General features: G+C 37.0%; 9 protein-coding genes. 1 reads left to right on the forward strand and 8 read right to left on the reverse strand.

Annotated elements, in window-relative coordinates; translation table 11 throughout:
* Window positions 1-170: 170 nt before the first annotated feature.
* The 7 genes from AN213_RS15590 to AN213_RS15620 form a co-directional block, all read right to left on the reverse strand.
* Entirely contained in the window at window positions 171-377 is a 207-nt protein-coding gene (locus AN213_RS15590; protein ID WP_150114730.1) for a hypothetical protein, read from the reverse strand.
* Window positions 378-575: 198 nt separating this feature from the next.
* On the reverse strand, window positions 576-1,013 hold the full coding sequence (locus AN213_RS15595) for a hypothetical protein (RefSeq protein WP_055199057.1): 438 nt from the start codon (window positions 1,011-1,013) through the stop codon (window positions 576-578).
* A 128-nt stretch (window positions 1,014-1,141) separates the two neighbouring features.
* Entirely contained in the window at window positions 1,142-2,059 is a 918-nt protein-coding gene (locus tag AN213_RS15600) for a DUF2971 domain-containing protein (protein WP_055199058.1), read from the reverse strand.
* 587 nt (window positions 2,060-2,646) lie between these two features.
* Window positions 2,647-4,119 (reverse strand): group II intron reverse transcriptase/maturase, encoded by a 1,473-nt coding sequence (gene ltrA / locus AN213_RS15605; RefSeq protein WP_055199104.1) that lies wholly within the window; start codon window positions 4,117-4,119, stop codon window positions 2,647-2,649.
* A 793-nt stretch (window positions 4,120-4,912) separates the two neighbouring features.
* Entirely contained in the window at window positions 4,913-7,366 is a 2,454-nt protein-coding gene (locus AN213_RS15610; RefSeq protein WP_055199059.1) for an AAA family ATPase, read from the reverse strand.
* The gene (locus AN213_RS15615; protein ID WP_055199060.1) at window positions 7,359-8,228 is read right to left on the reverse strand and encodes an ABC-three component system middle component 1; all 870 of its coding nucleotides are present in this window, start codon (window positions 8,226-8,228) and stop codon (window positions 7,359-7,361) included. The genes AN213_RS15610 and AN213_RS15615 overlap by 8 nt, the downstream gene beginning before the upstream one ends.
* Window positions 8,221-9,822: a hypothetical protein gene (locus tag AN213_RS15620; protein WP_055199061.1), complete on the reverse strand. Its 1,602-nt coding sequence runs from the start codon at window positions 9,820-9,822 to the stop codon at window positions 8,221-8,223. Before AN213_RS15620 ends, AN213_RS15615 begins: the two co-directional genes overlap by 8 nt.
* A 657-nt stretch (window positions 9,823-10,479) precedes the next feature.
* Between AN213_RS15620 and AN213_RS15625 the strand changes: the two genes are divergently transcribed.
* On the forward strand, window positions 10,480-10,956 hold the full coding sequence (locus AN213_RS15625) for a hypothetical protein (protein WP_055199062.1): 477 nt from the start codon (window positions 10,480-10,482) through the stop codon (window positions 10,954-10,956).
* An 11-nt stretch (window positions 10,957-10,967) separates the two neighbouring features.
* On the opposite strand, the gene AN213_RS15630 is transcribed toward AN213_RS15625, so the two are convergent.
* Window positions 10,968-12,173: an anhydro-N-acetylmuramic acid kinase gene (locus AN213_RS15630; protein WP_055199063.1), complete on the reverse strand. Its 1,206-nt coding sequence runs from the start codon at window positions 12,171-12,173 to the stop codon at window positions 10,968-10,970.
* Window positions 12,174-12,418 lie beyond the last annotated feature (245 nt).

The raw sequence follows: 12,418 nt of genomic DNA on the forward strand, positions 1-12,418 counted from the left end.
TTTTAGAACGTCGACTGTATCAGGTAAATTTCACATAAATATTTCTATGGAACAAACGCTTTGCTAAGGGGGCAATTACCAGTTGGCTATACTTGCACGAAGCGCCAAGCCGACTGGTAATTGTCCCAGTGAGTTTACGAACGAATTTCAGCAACTTGTTATGCGGCTGGCTAAATAGATACATTGGTGAAAGTTCCTTCTGCAACTTTTAGATCGAGAATTCTTAAGTCGAACTGCATTCCTTCTACGAAGGATTCAATAAACGGCTCTCCATTGTAGAAAAATAGTACTACGTCTGCCGCATCACCGTCGAAAAACTCTTTTCCTTCCTCAAAACTCAAGGCACATGCTAAATCAGTAAATTTTGATGAGTCCATTCGCATCCAACAATTGTTACCGAAGTACCTATATCCATATGGAGGTCTTGGAATAGTCAAAAACGTTACTTTTGCAGTGATAGTCAACTTATTTCCTTTGCCAACGCCCGCATAAGGGGCTTAAAATTAATTGGCTATACTTTAGCGACGAAGGAGCATTGAGCCAATGATTTTATGTCCCTTTGCTTAATGCGCTTGTCATGTGCCAATTTGCTTTGATAAAAACCGCGTTACTCTCAGGCGCTCAGGCTCATAGTATTCTTCACGTTTTTCCATATGGATGGTTGGCCCACAGGAACCAACAAAAAGTCCATTTTCGTCAGGAATAGCAAATACTACATATTTAACTTTTTCTTCGAATGGAAAACCACATGCTGCGGAATCCATTCTTGTCGTAACCTTGATTTTTTCAGCAGTCATACCTTTATAACTGTGCTCTACGACTAAAGTCACAGCTTTCAAATTGGAATATTCAAACCAGTCATCTTCTTTCACTTTTATGGTGTCAATCGATTCGACGACTCCAGAGAAAACAACAGGATAGTCCTTATAGGCTTCTTCAATTTCGTACCTCAAGCAACTGCAAGCAAAAGAATAGAAAGAAATTAAAGAAAACAAAAAGGCTAAAACTTTCATCCGGACTCTCCTTGGCACCAACGCCTCATTAAGAGGCAAAAAATTGTTGGTTAAAATTAGCGACGAAGGAGCAAAAAACCAACTGTTTTTGTCCTTTTAAACGACTTGTTAGTTTTTGTTTAGCAAGACTATTTTCCAATTTTACCCATAGATTTCATATAACTATCCAGCTGCCCCATTGAACTTAACATTCTAAACGGGTTACTTCTAGCAGCGTCATCCTCATGAGCTTCAGTTATGCTGCACCAAGGACATAAATCGCTCTCTGCAACTAATGGCTCTGAGCAACTATCGCAAGTATTGGACGCAATTAAAATATCGCTACCAGAGAATGTGAAAACATCATTAGACTCATTTTTCATATATGGTTTCGGGTGGCTTTTACCGATGACTAACTCATACCAAGTCAATTCATTTTCTATAGCTATTTCCTGCGCTAAGCCAACGTTTTCCTTAGGGTATTTTGAACCAATAATAATACCAGTCACAAAATCACAGGGAATGTACAAAATATCATTCCCTGCTACTTTCTCCGTTACCTTTTTCATATCAACAAAACGGCATTCTTGCTCATATTTCCAGTCATCGTATTTAGCAAAATATGATTCAACAAAAATATATTCTTGTAAGGCATACGAGTATCGTGGTTTTTTTAAGACAGCGGCTCTTTGAAGGATAGGTTGAAGATGCTCACTTGGCGCATCTCTATAAGTAACATCCCAAATAGGGTTACCTTTAAAATGCTCTTGCAACTTCTCTAAATCAAACTCTAATACGAATCCTGTATGGTTATTTGCATAATGCGCCCACATAGGAGCAACAATCGGAGATTTAGAAAAACATGTTGTAGGACTTTGTGGAATATCAGAAATAATATCATTATAAAAAGCAAGTTGATCCGCAGGAGTGTTCAAATCCATACCAAGAAAAAGCTCATAGGGATCATTATAATCCTGCGGTAAAGAGCATTTTACACCACAAAATCCTTCTCTTTGGAAAACGAGTTGGATTACATCACTTGAAAAGTATTTGTATATTTTTGACATTTGAATCGATCATCCATGTACGAGAAAAAACTAACATTTTAGTATTTATGCGACACGCAGTCTGTGTTGCATAATCGCTTGTTGGACTGAGCCGCTACCTGCTCGGTGTGGTGTGTCAGAGTTGGTGTTGTTTATGCTATGGCTTACTTATATAAAATAGGCTTTTTGGTGGCTCTCACTTGCCTAGCTAATTTAATCAGCTTAGCTAGTGTTATGTAAGCTTTCCCTGCATTGCTCAGCGCTTTTTATATATTCATTACACCTAAATTTGCCTTAATAAGCAATTATATTTTTACACATACAGAGGCCGCTAGCCTAAGCAATTAAGCAGGTTAACTAATTGATTTTAAGCAGCTACCTAGCTGCTAACTCGTTATGTTTTGGGCAAATTCCGTAGTACGCTCAAATTCGACTCTAGAACATCTGCTCTGAATTATTTTGGGGCAAAGGCGAGTATATTTAGAACTCGTCGATGTCGGATAGGCGACACATGTTACCAAGTGCCGCCCTCCTAAGAACCGTACATGCAACTTTCACCGCATACGGCTCAAGCCTCCACTAAGGCAACGTCATGTTACCCAGCAATATCACAATGCAGTTAAGACAGGTTGGTTCCAAGTATTTCGTCCGTAATTATTAGTCTTCCTACTCGCCAGATAATCCCGATATATAGGATCATACGGCGTTGACCCACTTCGGATCTTAACGTGTCTTTTGATTGGTGTTTTGTTGATTTGAACCAGTGTGAGAACTTGCCTTTCACTGTTTATCATTTGATAACCGTGAAATAGCCATTGACCATTTAAACCTTGAAAGTATTTACGGCCAATCCACATTCTGCTTCTACGAGTATGACGCCTTCGCGCCCATCGCCACAACGCCCAGAAGAGCTGATGTCCCATGTAGATAAAGGTTCGCTTTGCCACACAATGGCGATAATAATTCGCCCAACCGCGTAACTTTGGATTCATTAGTTTAATGAGATCTACCGTTGATACGGTTGCGTGTGCTCTGATAAGTTCACGCATGTTATTCAAGAATGACAGCACATTGCTCTTACTTGGTTTAATAAGCAGTTTGCCTTTGTACTTTCTAAGGTTAAACCCTAAAAAGTCAAAGCCGTCATCAATATGAGTAACATGAGTTTTCTCCTCAGATAGCGTTAATCCTCTTTCTTGTAGGAACGTAACGAGCTGCGGTTTAACGTCATTAACGAGCACTTCTTTCGATGTCCCCGTGATAATGAAGTCATCAGCATAACCAATAAAGTTTATCCGTGTGCCAGTTTGACGTGCGATTGACTTAACCTGCTTTTCCAAGCCTGCTAACGTCAGTAACATCAATGTTGGCGAGATTATTCCACCTTGAGGTGTTCCTTCATCGGTTTTGTAGAATAACCTTTTCTCGATAAACCCGCATCCAAGCCATTGTTTCAACATTCGTTTATCCGTTGGAATGTTATCGATTAGCCATTTATGGCCAATTTTATCGAAACAGGCTTTAATATCACCTTCGAGTACCCATTGCGCTGAGCTTGGTTTGCATAAACACTTAAAACATTGTGCAATCGCGTCAGCGGTGCTGCGATTCGGTCGAAACCCGTAGCTATTTGGGTCAGCAATGGTTTCAGATATTGGCTCCAAGGCGAGAAGATGTAACGCTTGTTGCGCTCGGTCTATCATGCAAGGAATACCAAGGGGTCTGAGTTTGCCGTTTTTCTTGGGGATATAAATGCGTCTGAGCGGTTTGGCCTTGTAACCTTTTCTGCTCAGTTGGTTAACTGCCGCAAGTTTTTGTGCATCAGAGCTCCAAATGATGCCATCAATACCTGCTGTTCGTTTACCTTTGTTTTGTGATACTCGTCTGACAGCAAGTAACTTTGCTGACTTCGAGTGAGTCAGTAACCATTGCAACGCTTTCGCTTTACCTTGTTTACCTTCTCGAATTGCCTTTGCAATGCGCATCTGAAGCTTTAACACATTTTGCTCAATAGCCTTCCAGTTAATGGATTGCCATTCGCTTTTGTCTGAAGAGGCACTAACTTCAAGCGAAGTCATCATTTGCGTTTCCTCATAAATAAAGTTCTTCAAATCATCTTGCAACGGGAGACCAGTTGGAAGTGGGCTCACTTTCGTGCCAGATAAAATCTGTATCTGCATCATTACAACGCAGCATTGGCTTTTTCCAACCTCCTTTACCTGCACAACTATCGGCAACCTTCACAGGTTACTTTCCCATAGGGAGAAATACAGGCTTACCTTGTTCCGCATGTCGCGCAATATCAGGTTAGATGCCCACTATAGTGCGGTGAGCCTATCGATCACGAAAGAGCACTGTCCAATCTCTTTCCTACTCACGTTGCCGTTTGGCTACAGCGTATTAACCACTTCCGCTGCTTCTCGTATAACGCACCTTACATGGATTCACATACGTTCATCATACTGACACCCTAGCACTTACCCGATTGTGGTTATCAGGAAGAAACGCCTCTCGCGATTTGTTTCCCGCCAATTGGCTTTGTTACATTGTCTGGCTCGCTGCTTTATTCAGAGCCATAGGGTCATCTGGTGATACAGATGGTTCACTCTTATCGCGATGAACAGCGCTTCATACGACTTCAAGTCGCACGGACAAAAATGAGTTAGAGCCGACGGGCGGCTTTGTGCCAGAAGCAAAGGATGGTTTATCAAATTTGAACGTCGGCTATCCAGTGATAAACAGCCGTTTATATGACTCAATTGGGTAAGCTAGAAGCGCACCCAACATTTTGATAGGCAAAATGTTGGGACTCACTTAGTTAGAATCAATCTACACAGGCTAAACGCTAAAGTGCTAGACTTTAGCCAACCACTGTTAAATTAAGTCTCTATTTTTCTTATCATTTTTTAAATTTATAGCTAAAGGTGATAAGCCAGATGTTTGATATTTATAGGATACATAATTCGCGATTCTACTTTCATGTGTAGACATTATAATTTGATAACCCTTAAACTCTTCCCTCAACAATTGAATAAATGATGCCATATTTATGTCATCCATACTTTGAATTGGGTCATCAATTAATAACGTTTTTAATCCTGTAGGAAACACTTTATTCATCGCCAGCATAAAAGCAATGATCACTCCAGCTAGTTGGCCTGAACTCATTGTACTCCAAGCGTCATGTTCAGATCCGATACTTGAACAAAAACGGTAATAACCATTATTGTTCAATTTATCAGGTGCTTCCAAAATAACACCACTCGCCGGCATCCCTGATTCAAGTCTTGTTTGTAAGATTTTACTGCTAATATTGTAAAAAGGTATTTGAATTTTTTTGGCTATCTCTTTTTCATATCGAGTAATATTAGTTTTATATATTTTATGCCCGTCATTTAATGCGTTTAGTATATTTTTATAGTTTGATATACCTGTGTCATACTCTGTTATTTCATCTGTTAACTTGCTGTATTGATTGTTATTTAATAGTTTAATTTGATTTTCTAAGTACTGAATATCGTTAATAACATTTTCTAATGAAAAAGGCCAATCATTAACTTCTGTACTCGCATCTACACCAATATCATCTAATTTAGCTTTAATTGGCTCAAATTCGTCCCCAACTTTGACTGAAAGCTTACTGTCTAAAGTTTCCAACAGAGTCTTAATTTCAGTATATTTTTCTTCTACAGAATAATCTGCAGAGAATAAGCTAGGGCAAGCGTGTTCACTGTATTGCGGGAGGTTTTCATCGAACCAACTTTTAAGTTTTATAATCTCATCAAATTGATCTCTACTAACCTGACGGGTTCTCAATATTTCTTTGTAGTTATCATTAAAATGGCTGTATTTAGCAAAGCGATCTTTACTTCGTTGGATAGAAGGTGAAATTAACTCATCTATAAGCTTGTTATAAGCTAGCTCTAGCTTTTTACTTGAATCTGTTTGTAATTTTTCAAAAGCTATCTTTTGTTCTTTATATGCTTTATTAAGTTCGATTAAATCGTCATATGGTTGCCCGCATAATGGACAATCGATACCTTCTTTATTATCCGAATTTTCAATGAACTCTTCTTCTTCGTTGCAATATTTATTTAACTTTTTAATTAGCGTTTCACTGGAATTGGTTATGCTAGTTAAAAGTTTCTCGGTTGTGCTTTGAGTATTTACAAGAGTTTCATAGCTATTGATATTAGCTTTGTTTACTTCGTATAATTTTTTGAAATGTTTTTGTATTTTATTCAATAAAACATCTGTAATCTCAATTTCTTTAGTAATATCTAAATTTTTTAGTTCACTATAATCTGCACATTTTTCAACAGTCTTAGTAATCCACAGGATATGTTTGCTTAGTGATTCAATGCGGTTATAGCCTACGTGTTTACTATCCGCGATATTACTAAAAAGAAGCAGATTTTTTATTGCATTTTTATTCTCTGCTTCAAGCTGTTTTTTAACCGCGTATCGCTGTTTAATAAGTGACCAAGCATTACCCCCGCCATCACTTAATATCTTTTTGCATTCCTCAAGCGCGGCTTTATATTTTTCGAGTTCTGCAATCGTTTTTGTACCTAGCTGTTCTATTGTATTTCCAGATAAGCTAATCTCATCATATGCACTTTCTTCAGTTCGAAGTTCTTCACGTTCTGCTTTTTTATCACTTTTTTTTGTTTCCAAGTCTGTTATTTTAGCTAAAACTAAATTTTTTAATTTTTCTAATTTCTCGAACGCGTTTTTTTCATCACCGATACCAAAGAGGTGATCTATTTGTTTAAATCTTGATTTTTCATCAAGTTTAAGAAAATGCAAAGTTTCTTCTTGCTGAATGTAATTGAATACAGTAAACATTTTATTTAATTCTTTAAAATTTAACGCTTCCTGTAATTCTTCAATTATATTCCCATTTCCTTCTCCAATTTCAATATATATATCGTCAATATTATCTGGCCAGCTCTTTAAGATTCCGCGGTAAATATGATTAGCCCATTCTTTATTTTTTCCTTTTTTAGCTTCTATGTAAGTGCCGATAATCAACGAGTTATTATTAGAGATTAATTCTAAAACCACGAAAGCCGGAGCTCCGTCGACTCCATTAGTTGATATCAACATATTTTTATTTCGTTGCTTGGTATCAATTATTTTAGAGTCTTTAAACCGACTGACAGTACCTGTGAAGGCTATTTCAATTGCATCAAATATTGTTGTTTTACCAAATCCATTTGGGCCATCTAAAATAATTAAATCTTTATTTTCGAAGTTATATGAAAATTCTTCCGTGTAGGATTTGAAGTTTTTAACAAGCAAGCGGCCAATTCTATAATTACCCATTGAACCCATTTCCTTTTAAATTAGTTAGCAGTGCTTCTGCATCTAAGTAGGCATCGGAATCTTCCATTTTTGACGCATATTCCATTGCTACTACATAAATTTCCTCTAGGTTTTTATCTAAGATGGTAATTTTACTATTTTCTTCTTCGTCCGTGTCGGTGTTGATCGTAATACTGTATTTTTTTGTATTTTCCGCGATTTCATTGTCGATCATATTCTGTAAGGAATTAGATTCAGAGCTTTTTACGTTTAAATGTAAAAATGGCAACTTTTCAAAAAGTTGGGCGCATCCTGCATAATCAGAATCTTCGTTTTTCTTGCTCATGAATTGTTTAAACTTTTCAGTGTCATGCATGCAATCTTGCAAATATCTAGTTATTTCAAAATCCGTTGAGCTGGAGATTTTATTTCCCAAATTATCTAAAAACTTGGTTGGGAGCAGTACAACTTGTTTTTTAAAAAAATACTCGTTTTCTTCTATTTCAGTAATTTGGGTAATTAGGTTAGTAGTATCACCAATTCTCCTTGTGAATAGCAATAACGTGGTGTTTTTCTCAAAGCTATTATCTAACGCTAAAAATGGAACTCCATTTAATGGTCGCAAATCATTAACACCCGCATCAGTCATTAAGTGGGTTAAGTATGACATCAGACTGATTTGTAAATCACGATTGACTAAATTTAATTCGGATATTTGAATTTCGGCCAATAAAAAATAATCACCAACTTTATTGTTTCTAATGAGGATAAAGTCTTGTGACTGTAGAATTGTTGTGTCGTCATCAACTAAATTAAAAATACCAGCAGACAAGCCTAATTCACCTAATAATTTAGTAATGGTATTGAGTAAATCCTTATTCATTTAACTTTTCCTGTGCTAATTCATAATGAACAAAAGTAAGATCTTTGGTTGAGGTTATATGTTTTTTATCTGTTACTTCATAGCCTAGCACGTTAGGTACTTCTACAAATTTTTCAAGACGACCTGAAAATTTAGTGTTATTAGGTGAATCGATAACAATAAAGTCAGTATCTTTATTTAAATATATATATCGATCTTTAAAATCTATTTTTAAAGCTTCAATAGCCTTTCTTGTATGACGGGGGTTTGAGCGATTTACGCTAATAGTACTTGCATAAAAATACTGACCATTTTTTGGGAAAAAGAAAGAGTCCTCGTATTCTATGTTTAGATTTTCAAGAAAACTTAAATAAGCTATGCTGATATCATTTTCATTTGCTATATGTTGATGATAATAATTACTTTTAGTGGAATTATTGCAAACAGGTAGGTGTGGTTTTAATGCTTTTAACAATAAAGCTAATTTCCCTTGTTTAATATATTTATCCTTAGTCGTTTTATAATGCCTATAGAGGTTTCTTCGCTCTACTAAGTTTTCTTCATCTAAAAAATCAATTTGCTTTTGGAATGCATTCTCAAAGTTTTCACGGCAAATTAGTTCCCAGTAGTAATCGTTTGATTCATCAATAATTTCCATTCTTAGGCAGGCTAAAATATTTTCGAATGGTAATTTTCGTTTTACTTTTTCACTTAGCCGTATTGTTTCATCCCGATTTAGATCTTCATGCCTCAGTGCGACATATTTATCAACAAGGTCTTTTATTGATGCAACGTAAATAGTTAATATATCAGGAGTGATAACAAGGTTTGGATTTTGATGTTGCAAAATAGATTCAGCTAAACAAATCAATTTCTTCGTTAATTCTGCATCATCAAGTGCTAGTTCGTAGTCGGAGTTGCTGTCAAACGAGCATATAATATTTTGATTTATAAGTGTTCTTTTTGAACCGTGTTTCAAACTGACGTTTGATTTTTTTATGTCTTTGTAATCTGATAAATCTTTATCAGGAATGGCTATCTTTTTTGATGTATGGACGTAAACACACCCATTCAAATATTGATCTTTTATAGTTATAAAATCACCTAAGTAATTATTAACCGCAGTTACCGCATCATCATTGTAACCATCTAGGTTTGAGATTTTATTTACTATTATAAATCGGCTTTGATCGACAACGTTCTCTTCAATTAATCTACTAACTAATGTTTCAATGTATTTATTTTTATTTAAGTCTTTGGAATTGATCTGAGCATAATAACCAATATATTTAAATAGATCATTTTCGGATATTCGACCTTGTTGTCTTGATAAAATAGTAACAATGGCGTCAATATAACTACTAAATTGATCATTATTGTAATGTTTAACTTGATGATGGCTTATGTACTGGTTATTTTGGAGTATAGAAAAATCCTCCAACCATTCGAATTCAATACTATATTGCTCACAGAACTCATCTATATCTTCATTACGAAGCAATGCATCATTAATAAGCTTTAAACATACATAAAGACCGACTTTTCCTTGATAAGAAAAACCGTTCCACGTCGCGGTTGCATCAAACAATGGACTTTTAAATTTCGTATCTTCCATTTTCTAGCTATTTCAATCCTTTTGGGTGATATGCGAGGTAGCCACATATAAAAACAATAAATTACAACAGCTTCAAATCTAATTCCATTTTATCTTGCAAATCAATTAGGCAAGCATCCATTGATCGCTAAATCTGTATTAGTTATCCGAATTCAGGCTCAGTTTTGATTCTCATATATTCAGAGGGCATATCGGCAGATATAACTAGGAAAGCTGACGTTTAAGCTTCAAAGATTAACGCCCGCCCCACGCTCAAAGCCACCTTTAGTGCATTTACGCTAACTCACTTTGGGGCATTTTTGAGTTAAGAGACAGCGCAAAAAAGGCAGGTTTTTGATTAATCCAAACTGAGCTTTGTATTACCTCCAGTACTTGATATTTTAATTATGATTCATCTGAAGCTTTGAGGTAAATATACAGGTACCACGCCTTATCAGAAAACCCCAAATATCGATATTTCCCTCCACCCTAAAACCCTTACCAGACAAGACTTTCTATTCCAACCTTGTCAGAAACCATTCCAGTTTTGGAACAGAAAGAACAAACGTTTCTCTGTTTCTGAAATAAATAATCCGCAATATGACAATAGTCATAATTCTGTCATCTAACTGATCAATAATTGACGCTAATTTAATCACCTAACGTAATGAAGAAGTAATGGACAGTGCCTTGGTGCAACTTTCGTTTGCACTCCCCTCTAGTGAAGATCCTTTATGTGCTGCGCTTGCGCATACTATGGAATATGAACAATTGCATTTTGCGGCTAATGAGCAAAAGCGTGTTGTATTTTGTTGTGTGCTGCCAGATGATGCCCATGAAGGTGACGTGATCTCTATCAGCGCGACACGCCCTGACGCTCGTGAATCGGCCTATTTTACTGCGCACACTTTAACGCAGCACGATCTAGATCAGCACGTTATTATGCTTACGTTAGAGGGGGTTACTCACAGTGGTGAATTTGTTTTGCAATTAATGCTACACGGCATGCATGCAACACTTAAAGACAGCGCCCAATTTGATGTCAGCATTGCAGCAAGCACATCACCAGAGCTGCTAACTGGCGATCAATCTAAAAACAATGGCTTACGCCATTACATCAGTAATCTTGGCGCAAGCTTTTTAGCTTTTTTCTAGAGCGTTTTGGCTTAGTCAGCAAAGCTAATTTTACCCATGGTAATATCGGGGATCCCTTGCTCGGTATTACCAAAGCGTTGCTGCCCACCCGACAAACATTCGTTCGCTAAAATAGCAAATAACACGGCTTCTTTTGCATCTGGGTTTATGCCCAACGAATCGGTGTTATTTATCACAGAAAGCGCTGGGCAATTAGCCAAAATAGTTTTCATTAATAATGGGTTATGAACCCCGCCACCACTGGCGTATACTGCCACATCGGTCAAGCCTTCGCTGCATTGGTTAATTGCTTTAGCAATCATTACCCCTGAAAACTGCACTAAGGTTGCCATCACATCAAAGTGCGATAAACTCTGCGTATTCGAGCGTGCTTGTGCTGCAAATAAATACTCTAGATTAAATACTTCTGGCCCGGTGGTTTTTGGAAACCCTAAAGCAAAAAATGCATCATCACACAGCGCTGCGAGTAAATCTTCACTTACTGTGCCTTTTGCTGCAATAGCGGCATCTTTATCATAATGAAGTGGTGCAAAATAACGCTGTACATAGGCATCCATAATGGTATTGCCAGGGCCTATATCAGAGCTAAAAACCGCTCGCGCATCTGCAGATTTAGGTAAGTAGGTTAAGTTTGCAATGCCGCCCATATTTAGCAATATGCGGTTTTCACTGGTGCTTGTGAAATACAAATAGTCACCATATACCGCAAGCGGTGCGCCTTCGCCGCCCGCTGCAATATGCTTTTGTCTAAAATCAGCGATGGTCGTAATACCTGCGGTCACCGCTAAATGATCGCTGTCACCAATTTGAAGTGTTGCATTACCATATTCTGCACGCTTGTGTTGGTTTTTTGGGCAGTGATAAATGGTTTGCCCGTGGCTGGCAATCACATCAACAAGTTCTTTTGCTATTCCCCAGCCCGCTAACGTTTTGGCGACCATTTCACCATGTAATTGGCCAACCCAAGGGTTAAGTAAAGTGACTTCTTCAAGGTCACATTCTCGTTTGGCGAACACTCTTTTTACACGTGTTTTATAATCATCGTCGTAATCAACGGTAGTAAACTTTAATACTTCTACATGAGTATCCATGCCCTGCCCTGATACTTCGCATAGCGCGATATCAAGGCCATCTAACGAGGTACCACTCATTAGACCAATTATTAATTTTCTTTCTTTTTTTGCGCTTAAATACAGTTTTTCAATATGTTGATGCATAAATAAATCACTTAAAATCAGCTTATTAGATGTAAATAAGCGGGTTGACGACTTGGAATAGTTTATATTTTAAAATAATAGATTTAAAGAATAATTATTGCAAAGACTTTTAAATTGCTTTAAAACTGTACCGGTGAGCTCCCCAAAAGGAGAACACACAATCATCATAACAAAAAGTATGACTCATTAAATTAACTAAATGGTCTAGGTCATTCACCAACCTGCGTTGATTTAAATGATAAAAC

The organism is Pseudoalteromonas sp. P1-8 (genome assembly GCF_001399985.1).
Lineage (GTDB): Bacteria > Pseudomonadota > Gammaproteobacteria > Enterobacterales > Alteromonadaceae > Pseudoalteromonas.

Coding starts and splice junctions, on each gene's coding strand:
- AN213_RS15625 (WP_055199062.1), top strand. CDS start 10,480: ATGGACAGTGCCTTGGTGCAACTTTCGTTTGCACTCCCCTCTAGTGAA.
- AN213_RS15595 (WP_055199057.1), bottom strand. CDS start 1,013: ATGAAAGTTTTAGCCTTTTTGTTTTCTTTAATTTCTTTCTATTCTTTT.
- AN213_RS15620 (WP_055199061.1), bottom strand. CDS start 9,822: ATGGAAGATACGAAATTTAAAAGTCCATTGTTTGATGCAACCGCGACG.
- AN213_RS15590 (WP_150114730.1), bottom strand. CDS start 377: ATGGACTCATCAAAATTTACTGATTTAGCATGTGCCTTGAGTTTTGAG.
- AN213_RS15615 (WP_055199060.1), bottom strand. CDS start 8,228: ATGAATAAGGATTTACTCAATACCATTACTAAATTATTAGGTGAATTA.
- AN213_RS15600 (WP_055199058.1), bottom strand. CDS start 2,059: ATGTCAAAAATATACAAATACTTTTCAAGTGATGTAATCCAACTCGTT.
- ltrA (WP_055199104.1), bottom strand. CDS start 4,119: ATGATGACTTCGCTTGAAGTTAGTGCCTCTTCAGACAAAAGCGAATGG.
- AN213_RS15610 (WP_055199059.1), bottom strand. CDS start 7,366: ATGGGTAATTATAGAATTGGCCGCTTGCTTGTTAAAAACTTCAAATCC.
- AN213_RS15630 (WP_055199063.1), bottom strand. CDS start 12,173: ATGCATCAACATATTGAAAAACTGTATTTAAGCGCAAAAAAAGAAAGA.